The following is a 21646-nucleotide window of genomic DNA, read 5'->3' on the forward strand; positions in this document are numbered from 1 at the left end:
CTCAGGCAATCACGGGTAGCTGGAAAGTCCGCACCGAACGCGCTAGTTCCCCCGCCTTGTCATTGAGGAAAATCGAGGCCGCCGTCGCCTCTTCCACCAGCGCCGCATTCTTTTGCGTGAGGTCGTCGAGCTGGATCAGCGCCTGGTTCACTTCGCCGATGCCGGTGCTCTGTTCCTGGTTGGCCGAAGAGATGTCACGCATCACGCTGTTGACGCGGGCAATACTATCCACCACCTGCTGCATGGCCGCCCCGGCCTCGCGCGACAGTTTGCTGGCCGCGGCGCTGCTGTCCACCGACGCCAGAATCAGTTGCTTGATCTCGCGCGAGGCCGCTGCCGAACGCTGGGCCAGCGTGCGCACTTCGGTCGCCACCACCGCAAAGCCGCGCCCCTGCTCTCCCGCACGCGCCGCTTCCACCGCCGCATTCAGGGCGAGGATGTTGGTCTGGAAGGCCAGGCCCTCGATGACCGAAATGATGTCCACGATCCGGCCCGAGCTGGTATCGATTTCCTGCATCTGCGCGATGACGCGCTCCACCACTTCGCGCCCGCTGCGGGTCGCGGCCGATGCTTCATCGGACAGGCGACAGGCCAGCGCCGACTGGTCGGCGGTGTAGCGCACCTTGCTGCTCAGTTCACCCATCGAGGCCGTGGTCTGCTGCAAGGAGCTCGCCTGGATTTCGGTGCGCTCGGAGAGATCGTGATGTCCCTGCGCGATCTGCTGGCTGGCCGAGGCCACCGCCTGCGCATTGTGATTGACCAGGCCGACCACGGCGATGAGCTTGTCGCGCATCTCGCGCATGGCCGCCATCATGCTGGCCTGGTCACGTCCGGCCACCGGTACCGTCACCACCAGGTTGCCGCCGGCGATCTCGTGCGCAACATGCAGCGCGTCATGCGGTTCGCCGCCCAGGCTCTTGCGCATGCCGGCAATGAGTGCGTAACCCGCCCCGCCTGCAAAGACCAGGCAAGCCACGAAGCACGCTCCCATCAGCCAGCGCGCGCGCTGGCTGTCCCGCTGGCTCTGCAGTTGCAGCTGATGATTGCGTTCGGTCTGGACATCGATGAGTGCCTGGATCGCCGCCTGCAATTGCGCCAGCGCCGGATTGAGTTGCGTGGCCAGCCAGCGGCCGGCTTCCTCGCGCTGTCCGGCCATACTTAGTTGCACGAAGTATCCAAAGGCTGGTTCGGCCTTCTGGTCGTTCACGGTGAAGACGGTTTGCGTCAGTTGCCGCATCTGCTCATCGGACACCAGTGCCAGCAGTGCCTTGCGCTGCTTGATGAAACGCTCATGCGCCGCGTCCCCGCGCTGCATGGCCGCCTCGGCCGCCGCCTTGTCGCTGATGATGATGACGCTCTGGAAGGATTCCACTCCGATATGGACCTGCCGCGACAGGTCCTGTGCCAGCGCCAGCTTGAGATTGCCGTCGTTGACCACGGCATCGAGCTTGCCGGTGACGAGCTGCAACTGCCATAGCCCGATCACGCCGGACAGGATGCACAGCAGTACCAGCGTGCCGAAGGTGAGGCCGATGCGCAATGCCAGGGGCAGAGGACGCGTGGTGCCAGGCTGGGTGTCCATGAGCGGAACTCCTGCAAATGAGGTCGCCGGCGATGGCCGGCAGGGAAGAGGCCCGCCACCGGCCGGACTGGCCGATGGCGGGAGAGCCAGTCCGCGAGCCGCGTCAGAACGGCAGGATGGCCTTCACGTAGAACTGCTTGCCCTCGGGGCGATTGCGAATGTCATATTCCTGCTGGAACTTGGCGGTGACCACCAGGCCTTTGCCGTTGTCGTATTTGAGGTTGGGGCCGATGGCCAGTGCCTGCGACTTGCCGGCTGCGGCATTGGGGCCGCTGTCATTGGTCACCTGCTGATAGACATAGCCGCCTACCCCGGCCACCAGGCCGTTGCCGAAGCCCCAGCCCAGCGCATAGTCGGCGTGGATGGCCTGGCCCGAGCGGGTTTGCGTGGCACCGTTGCGGCCGTTGAAGTCATACATCAGCTTGACGTCGGCATTGACGCCTTCGCGCTGGATGTAGCTCAGGGCCACCAGCGGCTGGTAGACCCAGATGTTCTTGCCAAGGCTGGAGGGATTGTCGCTGCTGTACTGGCCGCTGGGCATGGTGATGTCGAAGCCGACGGCGTAATGCAGGGCCGGCGAGGCGTGATACGCCAGGGCCGGGCCGACGGTGATGTCACCCAGGCCGCGGCTGTGGAAATTGCGGCCGCCTGCACGCACATCCACATCCAGCAGCGGTGCCAGTGCGTGGAAGGCCAGCTGGCCGCCGAGGATGCTCTGTTGCGTGACCCACACCACGCGCGGTGCCAGCACGCCGACCTGCACGCGGAAGTCCGGCGGGCCGATGTCCTGGCCGTTGTTGCCGCGGATATGGTCGTATTGTGCAAAGCCGGTATAGACCATGCCGTAGACCCCCGGTGGCGGCAGTGCGCCCGAACCGAAGTTTTCCAGCCCGTCCGGATAGGACGGCAGGCCGCTGCCGTCGATGGCATGGGCCGGCAGACAGGCCAGGGCCAGGCCCAGGCTGCAGCCCAGTCCCAGGGCGCGTGCCAGCAGTGTGCGTGGTGCGTTCTTCATGGTTTCCCTCTGTGTGTGAAATGGTGGTGGCAGGTCAGGTGCAGACGACGCGCTCGCTTCAGCACTTGCCGCGGCCCCAGCGTGCTGCGGTGTGAAACACCGGCGCGGGTGGCGGAGTGGCCTGGCGTGTAGATGAATTGAGGCGGATCAATGATCGCGGCAGTGCTCGCAAACCGATGATCCAGATCCGGTCATCGCTATCCCCTGAGTGCAGGAACTTGCGCGATCGGCGAACCCGGCCATGCCGCGCGGCAACGCGCGCCGCCTGCCGGACCCGGTTTTTCAAATTGCCGCAAACGATGGATAGCCCGTGCGCGCTGCGGATAGGGCCTTGCGGCTTGCTGCGTCCATCATGCATTGCAGGCGCAGCGAGCAAGCGATGCTCTTCTCCCTGCATCACCACAACCGACAACAGAGGGTTAGCGCAATGAAAGATCTCGAAGGCAAAGTGGCGGTCGTCACCGGCGGTGCCACCCTGATCGGTGCAGGCGTGGTCCGCCGCCTGCGCAGTTATGGCGTCAAGGTGGCGCTGTTCGACATCGACGCCGACGGCGGCCAGCGCGTGGCCGGCGAAGACCGCAGCGCCTGTCGCTTCTGGCGCGTGGACATCACCGATGACGCGCAGGTGGCCAAGGCCGTGGAAGAAGTGGCGGCGCACTTCGGCCGGCTCGATTTCCTGGTCAACCTGGCCGCCTCCTATCTCGATGACGGTGCCGCTTCCTCACGCCAGGACTGGCTCAAGACCCTGGATGTGAATCTGGTCAGCGCCGTCATGGCTGCCCATGCGGTGCGGCCTTATCTGGTCAAGGCGGGCGGCGGTGCCATCGTCAACTTCACCAGCATCTCGTCCAAGGTGGCGCAGACCGGGCGCTGGCTCTATCCGGTCTCCAAGGCAGCGCTGGTGCAGGTCACGCGCAACATGGCCATGGATTTTGCGGGTGACGCCATCCGCGTGAACTCGGTCTCGCCCGGCTGGACCTGGTCGCGCGTGATGGATGAACTGACCGGCGGCGACCGCGCCAAGACCGACCGCGTGGCGGCCGATTTCCATCTGTTGAAGCGCGTGGGCAACCCGGAAGAAGTGGCTGATGTGGTGGCCTTCCTGCTGTCCGGCCACGCTTCCTTTGTCACCGGGGCCGATTACGCCGTCGATGGCGGCTATTCCGCCATGGGGCCGGAGCAGGCCGTGCCGGCCATTCCGCGCCTGGCGCAGTGAAGCCATCAATGATTTATACGATTTAAAACATTTAAACAATTTTCAACGATCGGTTCGCATCATTCAGCTGATCCGGATCGATTGACAACGAGAGGAGAAACATCATGCGTAGCATCGCGATCGTAGGTGGTGGTCAGGCCGGTCTTCCGCTGGCATTCGGTTTGCTGGAGCAGGGTTATGAGGTCACCGTGGTGACCAATCGCACACCCGATGACCTGCGCAACGGCAAGGTCATGTCCAGCCAGTGCATGTTCGATCCGTCGCTGCAGATCGAACGCGATCTCGGCTTGAATGACTGGGAACAGCAATGTCCGCCGGTGCAGGGCATCAGCTTTGCCGTGCCGCATCCGGAGGTGCCCGGGGCCAAGGCCATCGACTGGAGCGCCCGCCTGGACCGTCCGGCGCAGGCCGTGGACCAGCGCCTGAAGATGTCGTCCTGGCTGGAGCAGGTGGAGGTGCGCGGCGGCAAGGTCCTGATCCAGGATGCCGGCGTGGCCGAACTGGAGGTCCTCTCCGAGCAACATGACCTGGTGATCCTGGCCGCCGGCAAGGGCGAAGTGGTCAAGCTCTTCGAGCGCGATGCCGCCCGTTCTCCCTTCGACAAGCCGCAGCGTTCCCTGGCCCTGACCTATGTCCATGGCCTCAAGCGTCAGCCGGACTATTCCAGCGTGGCCTTCAACCTGATCCCCGGGGTCGGCGAGTACTTCGTGTTCCCGGCCCTGACCCTGTCCGGCCCGTGCGACATCATGGTCTTCGAGGGCATCCCCGGTGGTCCGCTGGACTGCTGGCGCGAGGTGCGGACTCCGCAGGAGCATCTGGCCACATCCAAGGACTTCCTGCGCAAGTTCCTGCCTTGGGAGGCCGAGCGCGCCGAGCACGCCGAACTGACCGATGACAAGGGCATCCTTGCCGGTTCGTTCGCGCCTACCGTGCGCAAGCCGGTACTGACGCTGCCGTCCGGCCGCCTGGTCTTTGGCCTGGGTGACGCCGTGGCCACCAATGACCCGATCACCGGGCAAGGGGCCAACAATGCCACCAAGGCAGCCAAGGTCTATCTCGATGCCATCCTGGCCCATGGCGACAAGCCCTATACCCGTGACTGGATGGAGCAGACCTTTGAACAGTTCTGGGATTACGCCAAGTGGGTGGTGCAGTGGACCAACTCCCTGCTGACCCCGCCGCCACCGCACATCCTCGGCCTGCTGGGTGCAGCCGGACAGATGCCCTCGCTGGCCAAGGAAATCGCCGAAGGCTTCAACCACCCGCCGCGCTATTTCCCCTGGTGGGCCGATGCCCAGGCCTGCGAGGAACTGGTGGCCGGCCATCAGGCCAAGGCCGTTGCCGTCGCTGCATAAGGAGCCATCATGTCGTCCATTGCAACCCTGGCCTTGGCCGAAGCCACGCCTGATCTGCAGGCGCAACCGGCCCCGTGGGGCCAGACCGACCTGGCACCGCGCACCCTGCGCAACCTGATGGGGGCCTATCCGACCGGCGTGGCCATCGTCACCATGCGCACCCGCGACGGACGCGACGTCGGGCTGACCATCAATTCCTTTGCCTCGCTGTCGCTGGATCCGCCGCTGGTGCTGTGGAGCCTGGTGAACCACTCGCCCAACCTGGAGGCCTTCCGCGATTGTGCGCACTTCGCCATCAACGTGCTGGCTGACGGACAGGAAGAGCTGGCGCGCCGCTTCGCCACCCCGGCCATCGCCGACAAGTTCGAGGGCGTGGCCGTGGCCCAGGCACCGGAAGACCTGCCGGTGATCGCCGGTGCGCTCACCGTGCTGGTGTGCGAGAACGACCATAGCCGTACCGTGGGCGATCACCTGCTGATGGTCGGGCGCATCGTGCGCACCGGCCACCAGCCCGCCGCACCGCTGGTGTTCCATGCCGGGCGCTTCACCGCCCTGCAGGCGGCGGCCTGATGGCCTCCTGATTTCATCCTGTTCGCATCACTGAAGGAGCCCTCCATGGCATCCCCCCACACCTCCACTGCGCTGCTGCCCGCCCTGGCCGCCGGTCTGGCCGATGGCCGCCTGCGCGTGGTCGACCTGACGCAAACGCTGTCCCCGTCCTTCCCCGCGCTGCAACTGCCGCCGCAGTTCGGCCAGGTGCAGGGCTTCAAGATCGAGCGCATCTCGCACTACGATGAATCCGGTCCGGCCTGGTACTGGAACAACTTCTCCTGTGGCGAGCACACCGGCACCCACTTCGATGCGCCGGTGCACTGGATCAGCGGACGCGACCATCCCGGCAACAGCGTCGATACCATCGCGCCCGGCAATTTCATTGCGCCGGCCGTGGTGATCGATGCCAGCGCCGAAGTGGCCGCCAATGAAGACTGGCTGCTCGACGTGCCTTTCCTCGAACAATGGGAAGCGCAGCATGGTGCCATCCCGGCCGGTGCCTGGGTCCTGCTGCGTACCGACTGGTCGCTGCGGGTCGACGATGCGGCCGCCTTCCTCAATCTGCGCGAGGACGGTGCGCATACGCCCGGTCCCACGCAGGCCGCCGTTGAATGGCTGATCCACCAGCGCAAGGTACACGGCTTCGGCGTGGAAACCATCAATACCGATGCGGGCCAGTCCTACGCGTGGCCGGTACCCTATCCTTGCCACACGCTCATGCACGGTGCCAATCGCTACGGCCTGCAATGCCTGCGCAATCTGGATCAGTTGCCGCCGCAGGGCGCGATGCTCTTCTCCGCACCGCTCAAGATCGAGGGCGGTTCCGGCAGTCCGCTGCGCGTGCTGGCACTGGTGGAGTAAGCACATGGCCAGCGCACATTCCTTTGCCGGGCCGGATGCGGCCGATGTCATCTTCGTCGGCAGCGGCATCAATTCACTGGTCGGCGCCGCGCTGCTGGCGCGGCGCGGCAAGCGCGTGCTGGTGCTGGAACGCAATGACCGCGCCGGTGGCTGCATCCGCACCGAGACGCTGTTTCCGGGTTATACCCACGAGGTATTGTCGTCCTGGTATCCGCTCTTCATGGGCAGCCCCGCCTATGCCGAATTGGCGGAGGACCTCAAGACGGCCGGACTGGAATTCCTGCAGCCGGCCTACACCACCGGACTGGTCACGCCCGATGGCCGCGGCCTGGCCCTGCGTCAGGACCTGGCCGATGCCGCGGCCCGCATCGACGCGCTGGCACCGGGCGATGGCGCGGCCTTGCTGGCCATGGCGCAGCGCCTGTTCGGTCAGGATGCGGCGCTGACCTTCGGTCTGCTGGGCAGCGATCCGTATGGCTGGAAGCTGCTGCGGCTGCTGTTTTCCGAATGGCGGGCGCGCGGACTGGATGGCCTGCTCGGTTTTGGCGCGGATGCCATGGAAAGCTTCCGCCGCTGGGCGCAGCGCACGCTCAAGTCGGATCTGGCGCGCGCCCTGATCGCCCCTTGGGTGCTGCATTCCGGTCTCGGTCCGGACGATGCCACCTCGGCCCTGATCGGCAAGCTGACCTTCGCCGCCGTCGTCAGCGGTGGCATGCCGGTGGTCAAGGGTGGGGGCGGGCAACTGGTGGCGGCCCTGTCGCATCTCATCATGCAGCATGGCGGCGAGGTCCGCACGAACGCTGACGCTGCCCGCATCATGACGCGCGGCGAAGGCCGCAAGCAGCGCGCCACCGGTGTCGTGCTGGCCGACGGTACGCAGTTGCAGGCCGGGCAGGCGGTGGTCTGCAACGTCACGCCGCCGCAGCTTTATGGCCGTCTGCTGGCGCAGGCACCGCAGGCGGTGCAGGAGCGGGCCGGGAGCTATCAGTTCGGCCGTGGCGGCATGCAGATCCACTTCGCCCTGAATGCACCACCGGCCTGGACTACGCCGGAGCTGTTGCAGGTGCCGCTGGTGCACCTCACGGAGAGCATGGAGCAGGTGTGCGCCAACGTGACCGAGGCCAACAATGGCTGGCTGCCGGCGCGCCCTACCTTGGCCATCGGCCAGCCGGTGGCCGTCGATCCCTCGCGCGCACCGGCGGGGGGCTGGATCCTGTGGATACAGATGCAGGAATTGCCGTCCCGCCTCAAGGGCGACAGCGCCGGCGAGATCGCCGTTGCGGCAGATGGCCGCTGGACCAGCGAAGTGCGCGAGGCCTTCGCGGACCGGGTGCAGGCGCGACTGGAACAGGTCATGCCGGGGTTGGGTCAACGGGTCGTGGGCCGCCGCGCTTATTCGCCGGCGGATCTGGAGGCGTTGAACTGCAACCTGGTGGGTGGCGATCCGTACTCGGGCGTGTGTTCGCCCGACCAGTTCTTCTGGCTGCGTCCGTTTGCAGGCAGCCACGGGGCGCGCGGACAGCAGACGACCGTCGCCAATGTCTTCCACATCGGTGCCAGCACCCATCCCGGACCGGGACTGGGCGCGGGTTCCGGCTACATGGTGGCGCAGCGGCTGGCGCCACGCTGACGCGGTCTTTCTCTACTCTCTGGTCTGGAGGGTTTTGTGCGCCGGTGATCCCGGCGCATTTTTTTTCGTCAATCGCCAGGGGTCAGCGTGCCCGCAAGGTCTTGCTCGGCGATTCGCCGTAGCGTTGCTTGTATTCGTTGCTGAAGCGGCCCATGTGGGCGAAGCCCCAGCGCAGCGCCACACCGGCCACGTGGTTGCTGTCGCCGCTCATGAGCTCGGCGCGGGCGCGTTCCATGCGCAGGTCGCGCAGGTATTGCATCGGGCTCACGCCGAGGAAATCCTTGAAGCCCGCATAGAGGCTGCGCACGCTCACGCCGGCGGCCTGGGCCAGTTGCTCGGCCGTGACCGGCTCGTGTGCATGGGCTTCCAGGAAATCCTGGGCGCGCCGCACATGGCGCGGCAGGATGGTACTGCGGCGTGCCGGGGCGTCCTCGCAATGATTGTGACGATGCGAGGTGACCAGGATGGAGGCCGCCAGCTGTTCGATCTGCGACACCACGATCTTGTGCATGGCCAGGTCGGGATGCTGCAGGGTGCAGTCGATCAGGTAGGACAGCATGCATTGCCACGGCGCACACTCGCGCCAGCGAAAGCCCAGCTCGAAACGCAGCGGCTCGTTGAGCGGATGGCCGAGATAACCGACCAGGGTGCGTTCCACCAGCGAGCGCGACAGGCGCAGCATCAGCTGATCGGTACCGGCCATCCAGGTCATGCGGGTGGCTTCCTGCGGGCTCAGCACCGAGGCCAGCTCGGCCGAGGAATCGATGTGCTGTGCACCGCTTTCGATACGCGCCATCCCATAAAGAGGCATCTGCACCAGAAAGAAGCTGTCCAGCGAGCCCGGCTCGATCTGTACCGCCGAGCCATAGCGCAGGCGGCTCACCGACAGGTCGCCCAGCGAGGTGTAATGCATGCGCGCATCCAGGCGCTCGCCCTGGCCGGTGAGGTCCAGCCGGTGCGGTTTCATCACGCGGCCGACCATGGAGCGCACTTCGTCCAGGTCGGACGAGGCGAACAGGAGCTTGTTGGAACCATTGAGCAGGCGTTCGACCGACGCCGGCATGGGCATGCGCCCGGTGGAGGGATCGGAGTGGAGTACGTTCATCATGGCTGCTACCTCTGCAGGCTAGTCCGGCGGTGGTGTCTCTTGTCATCATCAGGGCGGAAACAAGAGGGCGGAAATGACTTCCTTTGCCTAACAAGTTTCGTGCCAAGATGTATGAAAAATCATGTTTTAGTTCTTGTGATGTCTTTATCTCATTGCCGGGCCCGTGGTGGCAATATGCGCTGCAACATGGCGTCATCGATGGCGTACAGCGGATGTTGTCGGCGAGTAACGAAAAATCCGTAAATCATTATTATTGGTGATTTTTCCCCACGGTTTAAGGCTTTCTGGCTCCCCCGGCCATCGGCGGAAAAGTTGTCTTGCCGCCCGTTTCCATCCTTGGTCCAATCCTGTTTCTATCCCCGGAATGCGCGCCTTATCCAGCCTCTGCCAAAAGTCCTGATGCATGATTAATCATGTATTGACGCCAGCCTCCCCGGGAACGAAAGTGCAACACAAGGAAATTCATTGCACACGGGGACCACGATGGCCGAGCGATCATTCGTAGAAGAAGTCAAGAAACTGCGCCTGGGCGCAGGGGAAGTATTCAGCGGCGAGGGCATCCTGGCCGTCACCAAGGCCTTGCTGGAGTCGGGCGTGGCCTATGTGGCCGGTTACCAGGGCGCACCGATCTCGCACCTGATGGACGTGCTGGCCGATGCCCAGGACATCCTGTCGGAACACGGCATCCGCTTCGAGAACAGCGCCAGCGAAGCGACCGCTGCCGCCACCCTGGCAGCCTCGGTGAACTATCCGCTGCGCGGCGCGGTGACCTTCAAGGCCACCGTCGGCACCAACGTCGCTTCCGACGCGCTGGCCAACCTGGCCTCGGGCGGGGTGCTGGGCGGTGCGCTCATCATCGTCGGCGAAGACTATGGCGAGGGCTCCTCCATCATGCAGGAACGCAGCCATGCCTTCGCCATGAAGTCGCAGATGTGGCTGCTCGATCCGCGTCCCAACCTGCCCTGCATCGTGCAGGCGGTCAAGGATGGCTTCGACCTGTCCGAAGCCAGCAGCACGCCGGTGATGTTGCAGATGCGCATCCGCTCCTGCCACGTGCACGGGCAGTTCGTCAGTTCGGCCAACCGGCGTCCGTCCTTCACCGTCAAGGATGCGCTGGAAAATCCGGCGCGCGACCTCAGCCGCATCGTGCTGCCGCCCGCCAGCTTCCTGCATGAAAAGGAAAAGGTCGAGCAGCGCTGGCCCGCCGCCATCGAATTCATCCGCGCCCGCCAGCTCAACGAATTCTTTGCCGAAGACGCGGCCGATGTCGGCATCGCCCTGCAGGGCGGTACCTACAACACGCTGATCCGTGCGCTGGAACAACTGGGCCTGTCCGATGTATTCGGCGAGTCGAAGATTCCTCTGTACGTGATGAACGTCGCCTATCCGCTGGTGGATGCCGAGTTTGACCGCTTCTGCCAGGGCAAGCGCGCCATCCTGGTGCTGGAAGAAGGCCAGCCCAACTTCGTCGAGCAGAACGTGGCCAACATCCTGCGCCAGCTCGGCCTGCCCACGCAGCTGCATGGCAAGGACCTGTTGCCGATGGCCGGTGAATACAACACCGCCACCGTACTGGCCGGGGTGCGCAAATTCCTGGAGCGCTACCAGATCATCGAGGCGCAACCCGCTCCCGCGGCGGCAGCCAGCACGCCGCGCGTGATCCCCATCGCCAACGGCAATGCCCCGGCCAGGAGCGCCGAGGTCACCATCAAGGAAGCGAAACTGCCCACGCTGGACCAGTCGGTGCATGCACGGCCGCCGGGCTTCTGCACCGGCTGTCCGGAGCGGCCCATCTTCACCGCCATGAAGCTGGTGGAACGTGAGCTGGGCGAGCACCACATCAGCGCCGACATCGGCTGCCACCTGTTCTCCATCCTGCCGCCCTTCAACCTGGGCAACACCACCATGGGCTATGGCCTGGGCGGGGCCGGGGCGGCGGCGCTCAATGCGCCGGCCGGCAAGCGCGCCATCTCGGTGATGGGCGATGGCGGTTTCTGGCACAACGGTTTGACCAGCGGCGTGGCCAATGCGGTCTTCAACCAGAGCGACAACCTCACCATCATCATCGACAACAACTACACCTCGGCCACCGGCGGCCAGGACATTCCGTCCTCGCGCGCCGTCAACGCCACCCGCAGCACCGGTCATGAGATCGAGACCGCGGTCAAGGGCGTGGGTGTGAAATGGGTGCGCACCATCAAGCGCACCTATGACTTGAAGCGCATGACCAGCACCCTGCGCGAAGCCCTGACCACCACCGAGAAAGGGCCCAAGGTGCTGGTGGCGCAGAGCGAATGCATGCTCAACCTGCAGCGCCGCGAAAAACCCAAGGTGCGCAAGGCCGTCGCTGCCGGCCAGCGCGTGGTGCGCGAGCGCTTCGGCGTCGATCCCGAGACCTGCACCGGGGACCACTCCTGCATCCGCCTGTCGGGCTGCCCGTCGCTCTCCATCAAGAGCAACCCCGATCCGCTGCGGCGTGATCCGGTCGCCACCGTGGTGGACAGCTGCGTGGGCTGCGGCCTGTGCGGCGAGGTCTCGCATGCGGCGGTGCTGTGCCCCTCGTTCTTCCGCGCCGAGATCATCACCAACCCCAGCCGCATGGACAAGCTGCGCCAGCGCGTGCGCACCGTGGTGATCGGCTGGCTGCAGGCACGCGACGCCAGGCGCCGTGCGCGTTACGCCTTCTGAGCCGGGACGCGCCATGACTGCAATGAACAAGAACCTGACCTTGAAGATGGAGCTGCACCATGTCCCCTAAACCGATCAAGATCGCCATCCTCGCCATGGGCGGCGAGGGCGGTGGCGTGCTGGCCGACTGGATCGTCGACCTGGGCGAATCCAACGGCTATTTTGCCCAGACCACCTCCGTGCCCGGCGTAGCCCAACGCACCGGGGCCACCATCTACTACGTGGAACTGTTCCCCGGCGCCGGCCAGCCTGGCGCACGCACGCCGGTGCTGGCGCTGATGCCCATGCCGGGTGACGTGGACGTGGTGCTCGCCTCCGAACTGATGGAAGCGGGCCGCGCCGTGCAACGCGGCCTGGTCACGCCGGACCGTACCACCTTGCTCAGTTCCACCCATCGCGTGTATTCCATCGGTGAGCGCACCGCCATGGGCGATGGCCGGGTCGACAGCGACGCATTGATCGAACATGCCCGCAAGGCCGCCAAGCGCTTCGTCAGCTTTGACATGGCCGAGTCTGCCGAGCGGGTGGGCAGCGTCATCAGCGCCGTGCTCTTCGGCAGCCTGTGCGGCACCGGTGTACTGCCGTTCAGCCGGGCCCAGTTCGAAGCCACCATCGAGCGTGGCGGGGTCGGCGTCAAGCCCAGCCTGAAAGCCTTTGCCGTCGGCCACGACCAGGCGCGGCAGGCCGAGGCGGCCGCACCTGGCGCAACGGCCGAGGAAGCGCAGTTCAAGCCGGTGCAACTGGCCGCCATCGCCGACCAGCAGGTCGTGCGCCTGGTACAGCAAGCCCAGGCCTATCCCGATCCGGTGGCCGCCATCGCGGTGGAAGGCGTGCGCCGCCTGATCGACTATCAGGACCCCGACTACGCCGCGCTCTACCTGCAGCGGCTCGCTGCCCTGGCCACGGCCCCCGGCGGCCAGGACACGGAACTGCTGGCCGAATCGGCGCGCTATCTGGCCCTGTGGATGTCGTATGAAGACACCATCCGCGTGGCCGATATCAAGACACGCAGCAGCCGTTTCAACCGGGTGCGCAGCGACGTGCGCGCCAAGGAGGAGCAGCTGGTGGACATCAATGAATTCATGCACCCGCGCCTGGAAGAAATCTGCGAGACCCTGCCGGCCGGCCTGGGCCGCTGGCTGGCGCGCCCGCACTGGGCGCATCGCCTGGTACGCCGCTATACGCAGGAAGGCCGCGTCATCAAGACCAGTTCGCTGCCCGGCTTCCTGCTGCTGTACGGGCTGTCGCGCTGGCGTCGTTTCCGCCGCGTCACCTTGCGTTATGCCCAGGAGACCGAGCGCATCGAACGCTGGTGGCAGCGCGTGACCGCACTGGCGGCGGTCAATCCGGCGCTGGCCCTGGAAGTGGCGCAATGTCAGCGGCTGGTCAAGGGCTACAGCGATACCCATGTGCGCGGCCTGCGCAACTACGAGACCCTGATGCAGGTGGTGGACCGCCATGCCCGCGTGCTGGCCCCCGCCGTCCTGCGTGAACTGCGCGATGCGGCGCTGGCCGACGAGCACGGCCACAAGCTGCGCGCCAGCCTGCAACAGCACGCGCTGCAATGAGGAGGACGGCATGACATTTCCGCGATTCGAACGTGCCCACCGCATCCGCTTTTCCGAATGTGATCCGGCCGGCATCGTCTTCTATCCGCAGTACTTCGTGCTGTTCAACGATCTGCTCGAAGCCTGGATCGACCACCTGCTGCCCGGGGTCGGCTTTGCCGGCTACATCGGCCAGTTGCGCTACGGCCTGCCGACGGTGGAACTGCATGCGCAGTTCGAGGCGGTCTCGCGCATGGGCGATGAGGTCACGCTGGTGCTGGAGGTGGAGCGCCTGGGTGGCAAGTCGCTCACGCTCAATCTGTCCTGCATCGCCGCCGGCGGAGAACTGCGCATGAAGGTGCGGCAGGTGCTGGTGTGTACCTCGCTGGAGACGCATCGCTCCATCGATGTGCCCGCCCTGCTGCGCAACGCCCTGGAGACGGGGGCTCACCAACAACAAAGGAGTGCGACATGAACATCGTCTGTATCGGCGGCGGTCCCGCCGGCTTGTATTTCGGTCTGCTGATGAAACTGCAGGACCCGTCTCATCGCGTAGTGGTGGTCGAGCGCAATCGTCCCTATGACACCTTCGGCTGGGGCGTGGTGTTCTCGGATGCCACGCTGGACAACCTGCGCGAGGCCGATCCGGTATCGGCCGCCACCATCACCGGCGAGTTCAGCCGCTGGGATGACATCGACGTGCATTTCAAGGGCAGCGTCATCAGCAGCGGCGGCCACGGTTTCATCGGCATCGGCCGCAAGCGCCTGCTCAACATCCTGCAGGCGCGCTGCGAAGAACTCGGTGTAGAACTGGTCTTTGAAACCCAGGTGCAGGATGACCAGGAGATCGCGCGCCAGTACCAGGCCGACCTGCTCATCGCCAGCGACGGCATCAACAGCGCCGTGCGCACCCGCTATGCCGATACCTTCCGTCCCGACATCGACCAGCGCAATTGCCGCTTCGTCTGGCTGGGCACGCGCAAGGTCTTCGATGCCTTCACCTTCATCTTCGTGCCCACCGAATACGGCTGGTTCCAGGCGCATGCCTATCGTTTCGAGAATGGCCTGTCCACCTTCATCGTCGAGACCACCGATGCCGCCTGGCAGGCGGCCGGCATCGACAAGATGTCGCAGGAAGACGGTGTGGCCTTCTGCGAAAAACTGTTCGCCCCGTGGCTCGATGGCGAGAAGCTCATCTCCAATGCCACCCACCTGCGCGGCTCGGCCATCTGGATCCGCTTCCCGCGCGTGATCTGCGACAAGTGGGTGCAGTGGACCCGTCCGCATGGCGAGGCCGGTGCCGAGGTGCCGGTGGTGCTCATGGGCGATGCGGCCCACACGGCGCACTTCTCCATCGGCTCCGGCACCAAGCTGGCGCTGGAGGACGCCATCGAACTGTCGCGCATGCTCAAACAGGAAGGCAGTCTGCGCGCCGGTTTGCAGCGATATGAAGCGGTACGCGGGGTGGAAGTCCTGAAGATCCAGAATGCGGCGCGCAACTCCACCGAATGGTTCGAGAACATCGCCCGCTATGAAGACCTGGAACCGGAACAGTTTGCCTATTCCCTGCTGACCCGCTCGCAGCGCATCTCGCACGAGAACCTGCGCCTGCGTGATCCGCAATGGCTGGAAGGCTACGAACGCTGGCTGGCCAAGCGGGCCGGGCTGCCCGCCGATGGCGCGCGCCCCACGCCGCCGCTGCTGACGCCGTTCAAGGTGCGCGAGCTGACGCTGGCCAATCGCGTGGTCGCCTCGCCGACCTTGCTGTATGCGGCGCGCGAGGGCGTAGCGGGCGACTTCCATCTGGTGCATCTGGGTGCGCGTGCGCTGGGCGGCATCGGCCTGCTGCTCACCGAGGCCACGGCCGTCAGTCCCGAAGGCCGCATGACGCCGGGCTGCCCCGGCCTGTGGAATGAGGAACAGAAGCAGGGCTGGAAGCGCGTGGTCAACATGGTCCATGCCAACAGCAAGGCACGCATCGGCCTGCAACTCAATCACGCGGGCCGGCGCGGTTCCACCCAGCTCGGCTGGGAGCAGCCGGATCGCCCGCTGGCGGCGGGCAACTGGCCGCTGGTTTCGGCCAGTGCGCTGCCCTATCTGGAAGGTGTTTCGCAGGTCCCGGCCGAGGCCAGCCACGATGAACTGGCGCGCATCCGCGAGGACTTCGTGGCCGCCACGCGACGTGCCGTGGAGGCCGGTTTCGACTGGCTGGAATTGCAGGCCGGGCATGGCTGCCTGCTCTCCAGCTTCCTCTCGCCACTGACCAACCAGCGTCAGGATCAGTACGGCGGCACGCTGGAAAACCGCCTGCGCTACGTGCTGGAGGTGGTCAAGGCGGTGCGTGCCGCATGGCCCGCGCACCTGCCGCTGTCGGTCCGCATCTCGGCCACCGACTGGGCCGAGGGCGGCACGACCGTGGATGAGGCGGTGGAAATCGCCCGCCAGCTGCATGCGCACGGGGCCGACGTGATCGACGTCTCTTCCGGCGAAGTGACCCCGGCGCAGAAGCCGGTCTATGGCCGCATGTTCCAGGCACCGTTTGCCGACCGCATCCGCAATGAGGCCGGGGTGCCGACCATCGCCGTGGGGGCCATCACCGAGGCCGACCAGGTCAACGGCATCATCGCCTCCGGCCGCGCCGACCTGTGCGCGCTGTCGCGGCCGCTGCTGGCCGACCCGGCCTGGCTGCTGCACGAGAGCGCCCGCCAGGGCTGGCGCGAGGTGAGCTGGCCGCCCGCTTACCAGTGGGGCCGCGACCAGCTGGAACGCAGCCTGTCCGGCACCCGCCGTTGAGCCGTCCATCCGTCAATGAAAGGGAAGCATCGTGAGCAATGACACCTACGATCAGTACCGCGAAAGCGTGGCCGGCCGTGCCGATGTCTCGGACACGCCGGAACTGCTGGCCTACTACCGCCAGCTGGAACAGTTGAAGACCGGCGCACTCTGGACGGTGGCCAACAAGATCGAGCCCTGGCAGCCGAAATCGCAATCGGTGCCGGTGCTGTGGCGCTATGCCGAGTTGCGCGAACACGTGCTGCGTTCGGTGGCGCTGGTCTCGCCGGAGAAGGCGGGCCGGCGCGTGATCTATCTCGACAATCCGGGCCGCCGCGAGGTCTCGGCGGCCGTCGGCTGGCTCTATTCCGGCCTGCAGGTGATGCATCCGGGCGAGGTCGCCAGTGCGCACGCGCATTCCTCCTCGGCCCTGCGCTTCATCATGGAGGGACGCGGTGCCTACACCATCGTCGACGGCCACAAGATGACGCTGGAAGCCAATGACTTCGTGCTCACCCCCAATGGCACCTGGCACGAACACGGCGTGGAAGCCGATGGCCTGCCCTGCATCTGGCAGGACGGCCTGGACATTCCGCTGGTCAATGCGCTGGAGGCCGGCTTCTACGCCGTCCATCCCGACCTGCACCAGGCCGTGACCCATCCGGTCGACGATGCGGTGGCGCTGTGGGGCGCACCGGGCCTGCGTCCGCAGGATGTGGGCTGGAACAGGCCCTACTCGCCGCTCTTCAAGTACCAGTGGGGACCGACCTATGAAGCCCTGCAACGCTACGCCCGCGCCACCGAGGGCAGCCCCTTTGATGGCCTGCTGATGCATTACACCAACCCGGTCAGCGGCGGCCACGTGATGGCCACCATCGGTGCCAGCATGCAGTTGCTGCGTCCGGGTTTCGCGGGCCGCGCGCATCGCCATACCGGCAGCTTCATCTACCAGGTGGCCAAGGGCCATGGCCATTCCATCATCGATGGCCAGCGCTTCGACTGGAAGGAGCGCGACATCTTCTGCGTTCCGTCCTGGGCCTGGCATGAGCACGTCAATGGCAGCGCCAGCGAGGATGCCTGCCTGTTCTGCTTCAGCGATTTGCCGGTCATGGAGAAGCTGGGCCTGTATCGCGAAGAAGCCTATGCCGAGCACCACGGCCACCAACCCGTCATTACCCCCGCAGCTGCATGAGGCTGCAGGGATTTTCTGAACGCCCTACCAACATCCAACAGGAGTGAGATGCCATGAAACTGGTTACCTACCGCGCCAATGTGAGCGCCGCCGCCCGCCTGGGCGCCATCGTCGATGACCTGGTCGTCGACCTGCAACAGCTGGGCCTGTACGCCGGCGAGGCACTGCCCGACAACATGCTGGACTTCATCGACCTCGGCCCGTGTGCCATCACCAGCACCACCGCGCTGCTGGAGCGCCATCGCGGCCAGTGGCCGGTGGGCGTGGCCCGTCCGCTGGTCAATGTCCGCCTGCTGGCACCGATTCCGCGTCCGCGCAAGAACATCTTCGGCATCGGCCTGAACTACGTGGAACACGTGGAAGAATCCAGCCGTACCCTGGATACCTCCAAGGAGCTGCCCAAGCAGCCGGTGATCTTCTCCAAGCCGCCCACCACCGTGATCGGCCAGGGTGACGCCATCGAGCACAACCAGGCCATCACCCGCCAGATGGACTGGGAAGTGGAACTGGCCGTCATCATCGGCAAGCAGGCCAAGGGCGTGAGCAAGACCGATGCGCTGGACTACGTGTTCGGCTACAGCGTCATGAACGACATCAGCGCCCGCGACAACCGCCGCGCAGGCCAGTGGATCTATTCCAAGGGCCAGGACACCTACGCACCCTTCGGCCCCATGATCGTCACCGCCGACGAGATTCCCGACCCGCACAACCTGGACCTGAGCCTGACCGTCAACGGCGTGACCAAACAAAGTTCCAACACCCGCCACATGCTCTTCAAGGTCGACACCCTGATCGCCGACATCAGCGCCGGCATCACCCTGGAACCAGGCGACATCATCGCCACCGGCACCCCCGCCGGTGTCGGTGCCGGCCGTTCGCCGCAGGAATGGATGTGGCCGGGTGACGTGGTGGTGGCCACTGTCGAGAAGATCGGCAGCCTGCGCAACCCCATCGTCGCTGTGGGCGAGCTGCCGCCGGGCAAGGCCTAAGCCTTCAGATTCAAGTGCGGTCTGCCGTGCGGGCCGCCGTTCTCTCACCAAGGAACTGACATGCTCGAACTTCAACGTTTCAAGGCCGCAGCGGTCCAGGCGGCCCCGGTCTTCCTCGATACCGATGCCACGGTGGACAAGGTGGTGGCACTGATCGCCGAAGCCGCCGGCCATGGTGCAAAGCTGGTGGCTTTCCCGGAAGTGTTCGTGGCCGGCTATCCCTACTGGAGCTGGATCATGAACCCGATCGAGGGCAGCAGCTGGTTCGAACGCCTGGTGCGTTCGGCCATCGAGATCCCCGGTCCCGAGATCAGCAAGATCGCGCAGGCGGCCGCGCGCCACCAGATCAACGTGGTGGTGGGCGTGAACGAACGCAGCCGCTACGGCATCGGCACGATCTACAACACTGTGGTCACCATCGCCGATGATGGCCGCATCATCGGCCGCCATCGCAAGCTGGTGCCGACCTGGGCCGAGAAGCTGACCTGGGCCCCGGGCGATGCGTCGGGCCTGCGCGTGCACCAGACCAGCATCGGTCCGCTCGGTGCGCTGGCCTGTGGGGAAAACACCAATACGCTGGCGCGCTTCTCGCTGCTGGCGCAGGGCGAGCTGGTGCACGTGGCCAGCTACATTGCGCTGCCGGTAGCCCCGGCCGACTACGACATGGCCGAGGCCATCAAGGTGCGTGCAGCGGCCCACTGTTTCGAGGGCAAGGTGTTCACCATCGTGTCCTGCTCGACCGTCTCGGAAGAGATCATCCAGGCCATGGAAGCCAGCCACCCGCAGGCCCGCGCGCTGCTGTCACGCCGCAACAGCGCCTTCTCCGGCGTGCTGGGTCCGGATGGGCGGGTGATCGGCAGCCCGCTGATCGATGAGGAAGGCATCGTCTATGCCGACATCGATCTGTCGCGCTGCATCCAGCCGCGCCAGATGCATGACATCACCGGCCACTACAACCGCTTCGATGTCTTCAATCTCTACGTCAATCGCCAGCCCTTGCAGGCTGCGCATTTCTCCGATGGCGACGCTGTCATGGATGAAGTGCCGGTCGAGGCCGTGGCGGAAATTCAAAAGGATCGCCCATGACCACGAAAGTCAGCCAAGCCGCCGACAGTGCCCGCAGCTATCGCATCGGGCAGATCGTGCCCTCGTCCAATACCACCATGGAGACCGAGATCCCGGCCATCCTGCGTGCGCGTGAACTGATTCTGCCGGAGCGTTTCACTTTCCACTCCAGCCGCATGCGCATGAAGCAGGTCACCAAGGAAGAGCTGGCCGCCATGGATGGCGACAGCGACCGCTGCGCGCTGGAATTGTCGGATGCGCGGGTGGATGTGCTCGGCTATGCCTGCCTGGTGGCCATCATGAGCATGGGGCGTGGCTATCACCGCGTCTCCGAGCAGCGCCTGCACCAGCGCACCGTGGACAATGGCGGCCCGGCTCCGGTGGTGACCAGCGCCGGTGCGCTGGTCGACGGCCTGCATGCCATCGGTGCCAAGAAGGTGTCCATCCTCACGCCCTACATGAAGCCGCTCACGCAACTGGTGATCGATTACATCGAGAACGAAGGCATCGAAGTGGTCGACAGCATCTCGCTGGAAATTCCGGACAATCTGGAAGTCGGCCGCCAGGATCCGCGTGCACCCATCGAGATCACCAAGCGTCTCGACACCCGGGGCGTGGATGCCGTCGTGGCCTCGGCCTGCGTGCAGATGCCTTCGCTGGCCTCGGTGCAGGCCATTGAGGATCGCGTCGGCCTGCCGGTGCTGTCTTCCTCGGTGGCCACCACCTACATGATGCTCAAGCGGCTGGAGTTGAGTACCGCCGTGCCGGGTTTTGGCGCGCTGCTGTCGGGGCGCTATTGAGCGGGGTCAAGAAAGCCCCGTCCGGGGAAGCCATGGGTCTCCCCATTGCGCCCGGGGACGGGGTATCCTTGCTGCTTTCAGAAGAAGAGGCAGCGAGGGGAATGGCAAAGTCAAAGGCATTCGTCGACAACTACCTGCCGGCTCTGCTGGGGCAAGCCTGGCAGCTGTTGTCGACCCAGTTTCATGCGGTGGTGGAAGCACACGGCCTGTCGGTGCTGGAATGGCGCGTGCTGTCGATTCTGGCCAGCAACGGCGGCATGAGCATCTCGGCCCTGGCCGATGCGGCGGTGAGCAAGCAGCCCACGGTCACGCGGCTGCTGTTGCGGCTGGAAGCGCAGGGCCATGTCGAGCGCACCACCAGCCAGGATGATCGTCGCTTCACGCTGGTGCGGGTCACGCGCAATGGCCGCCGGCTGGTCTCGGGCCTGATCGAACTGGCCGAGCAGCACGAGCGCGAGGTGCTGGCCTCGATGAATCCGCAGAAGGTGGAGATGCTCAAGGAACTCCTGCAGGAAATCATCACGCGCTATCGTCCGCAGCGCTGACCCGGCGCGCAGCGCTTACTTGGGCCGCCGCATCTGGAACCGGCCCTGCGGCAGCACCTCGAAGTAATCCGCCGGTCCGCCGCCGCGCAGGATGTGCTGCGCCGCTGCCGTATCGTAGACGCCATCGACCAGCAGCGACTGGTCGATGTGCACCGCCACCACTTCTCCGTAGACCATCCAGGTGTCCAGCGTGCGGCCCTCCAGCGTGGTCAGCGGCTGGATCTGCGTCACCTTGCATTCCATCGCCACCGGGCTCTCGCCCACGCGCGGTGCGGCCACCACCAAGCCCGTTACCGGCGTCAGTCCGGCCAGCTCGAATTCATTGACTTCGCTTTGTTCCAGGCTGCTCTGGTTGACCTGCCCGGCCAGCGCCCGCGTGGCCAGGTTGTAGACGAATTCGCCGGTGGCCTCGGCATTGCGCACGCTGTCCTTCTTGCCGACGCTGGCGAAGGCGACGATGGGTGGCCGGTAGTTGAAGATGTTGAAGAAGCTGTAGGGCGCCAGGTTGGGACGGCCCTCGGCATTGCGGGTGGAGATCCAGCCGATCGGGCGCGGACCCAGGATGGACGGGATGGGATCGTGCGCCAGGCCGTGGCCGTGGCGCGGTTCATAGCGGTGAAAGAGTGGGCTCATTGCGATATGCGGGCAAGCGCTGCCGGATACGGATGGAAACCGTATTATGTCGCGCCTGCCGTCCAGGCAGGGGGACCGCCGCATCAAAGCTGCCAG

Annotated in this window: 18 protein-coding genes; 14 read left to right on the forward strand and 4 right to left on the reverse strand. The window is 65.4% G+C overall.

What is annotated here, in order from left to right; translation table 11 throughout:
• Position 1 precedes the first annotated feature (1 nt).
• Both JOD78_RS23050 and JOD78_RS23055 read right to left on the reverse strand, forming a co-directional pair.
• Positions 2-1582, reverse strand: coding sequence for a methyl-accepting chemotaxis protein (locus JOD78_RS23050; protein ID WP_209569424.1), 1581 nt, complete (start codon positions 1580-1582; stop codon positions 2-4).
• Positions 1583-1685: 103 nt separating this feature from the next.
• Positions 1686-2597 (reverse strand): transporter, encoded by a 912-nt coding sequence (locus JOD78_RS23055; RefSeq protein WP_209569423.1) that lies wholly within the window; start codon positions 2595-2597, stop codon positions 1686-1688.
• A gap of 427 nt (positions 2598-3024) precedes the next feature.
• Between JOD78_RS23055 and JOD78_RS23060 the strand changes: the two genes are divergently transcribed.
• From JOD78_RS23060 to JOD78_RS23080, 5 genes are all read left to right on the forward strand, one after another.
• On the forward strand, positions 3025-3813 hold the full coding sequence (locus JOD78_RS23060; protein ID WP_039783210.1) for an SDR family oxidoreductase: 789 nt from the start codon (positions 3025-3027) through the stop codon (positions 3811-3813).
• A gap of 104 nt (positions 3814-3917) precedes the next feature.
• Positions 3918-5168, forward strand: coding sequence for a styrene monooxygenase/indole monooxygenase family protein (locus JOD78_RS23065; RefSeq protein WP_209569422.1), 1251 nt, complete (start codon positions 3918-3920; stop codon positions 5166-5168).
• A gap of 117 nt (positions 5169-5285) precedes the next feature.
• Positions 5286-5738 (forward strand): flavin reductase family protein, encoded by a 453-nt coding sequence (locus tag JOD78_RS23070; RefSeq protein WP_245202271.1) that lies wholly within the window; start codon positions 5286-5288, stop codon positions 5736-5738.
• Between the two features lie 45 nt (positions 5739-5783).
• Positions 5784-6581: a cyclase family protein gene (locus tag JOD78_RS23075; RefSeq protein ID WP_209569420.1), complete on the forward strand. Its 798-nt coding sequence runs from the start codon at positions 5784-5786 to the stop codon at positions 6579-6581.
• Between the two features lie 4 nt (positions 6582-6585).
• On the forward strand, positions 6586-8211 hold the full coding sequence (locus JOD78_RS23080) for an NAD(P)/FAD-dependent oxidoreductase (RefSeq protein ID WP_209569419.1): 1626 nt from the start codon (positions 6586-6588) through the stop codon (positions 8209-8211).
• 82 nt (positions 8212-8293) lie between these two features.
• Here the strand turns inward: JOD78_RS23080 and JOD78_RS23085 are convergent, their stop codons facing one another.
• Positions 8294-9280: an AraC family transcriptional regulator gene (locus JOD78_RS23085; RefSeq protein WP_227022549.1), complete on the reverse strand. Its 987-nt coding sequence runs from the start codon at positions 9278-9280 to the stop codon at positions 8294-8296.
• A 522-nt stretch (positions 9281-9802) separates the two neighbouring features.
• Here JOD78_RS23085 and JOD78_RS23090 point away from each other — a divergent pair.
• The 9 genes from JOD78_RS23090 (at position 9803) to JOD78_RS23130 (ending at position 20917) form a co-directional block, all read left to right on the forward strand.
• The gene (locus JOD78_RS23090) at positions 9803-12007 is read left to right on the forward strand and encodes an indolepyruvate ferredoxin oxidoreductase subunit alpha (RefSeq protein ID WP_209569418.1); all 2205 of its coding nucleotides are present in this window, start codon (positions 9803-9805) and stop codon (positions 12005-12007) included.
• Between the two features lie 59 nt (positions 12008-12066).
• Positions 12067-13575, forward strand: coding sequence for an indolepyruvate oxidoreductase subunit beta family protein (locus JOD78_RS23095; protein ID WP_134134326.1), 1509 nt, complete (start codon positions 12067-12069; stop codon positions 13573-13575).
• Positions 13576-13585: 10 nt separating this feature from the next.
• On the forward strand, positions 13586-14029 hold the full coding sequence (locus JOD78_RS23100; protein ID WP_039783218.1) for a thioesterase family protein: 444 nt from the start codon (positions 13586-13588) through the stop codon (positions 14027-14029).
• Positions 14026-16347: a bifunctional salicylyl-CoA 5-hydroxylase/oxidoreductase gene (locus JOD78_RS23105; RefSeq protein WP_134134328.1), complete on the forward strand. Its 2322-nt coding sequence runs from the start codon at positions 14026-14028 to the stop codon at positions 16345-16347. The genes JOD78_RS23100 and JOD78_RS23105 overlap by 4 nt, the downstream gene beginning before the upstream one ends.
• Before the next feature lie 31 nt (positions 16348-16378).
• A complete protein-coding gene (locus JOD78_RS23110; RefSeq protein WP_121040916.1) occupies positions 16379-17518 on the forward strand; it encodes a cupin domain-containing protein in 1140 nt (379 codons plus the stop codon).
• 53 nt (positions 17519-17571) lie between these two features.
• Positions 17572-18507: a fumarylacetoacetate hydrolase family protein gene (locus tag JOD78_RS23115; RefSeq protein WP_121040914.1), complete on the forward strand. Its 936-nt coding sequence runs from the start codon at positions 17572-17574 to the stop codon at positions 18505-18507.
• 60 nt (positions 18508-18567) lie between these two features.
• A complete protein-coding gene (locus JOD78_RS23120; protein WP_134134331.1) occupies positions 18568-19593 on the forward strand; it encodes a carbon-nitrogen hydrolase family protein in 1026 nt (341 codons plus the stop codon).
• Positions 19590-20372, forward strand: coding sequence for an Asp/Glu racemase (locus JOD78_RS23125; protein ID WP_280921012.1), 783 nt, complete (start codon positions 19590-19592; stop codon positions 20370-20372). The genes JOD78_RS23120 and JOD78_RS23125 overlap by 4 nt, the downstream gene beginning before the upstream one ends.
• Before the next feature lie 101 nt (positions 20373-20473).
• Complete coding sequence (locus tag JOD78_RS23130; RefSeq protein ID WP_034333847.1) at positions 20474-20917, forward strand: MarR family transcriptional regulator; 444 nt, start codon at positions 20474-20476, stop codon at positions 20915-20917.
• Positions 20918-20932: 15 nt separating this feature from the next.
• Here JOD78_RS23130 and JOD78_RS23135 read toward each other — a convergent pair whose 3' ends face one another.
• Positions 20933-21550: a flavin reductase family protein gene (locus tag JOD78_RS23135; RefSeq protein WP_209569417.1), complete on the reverse strand. Its 618-nt coding sequence runs from the start codon at positions 21548-21550 to the stop codon at positions 20933-20935.
• Positions 21551-21646: the final 96 nt, after the last annotated feature.

Source organism: Herbaspirillum sp. 1130 (assembly GCF_017833835.1).
Lineage (GTDB): Bacteria > Pseudomonadota > Gammaproteobacteria > Burkholderiales > Burkholderiaceae_D > Herbaspirillum > Herbaspirillum huttiense.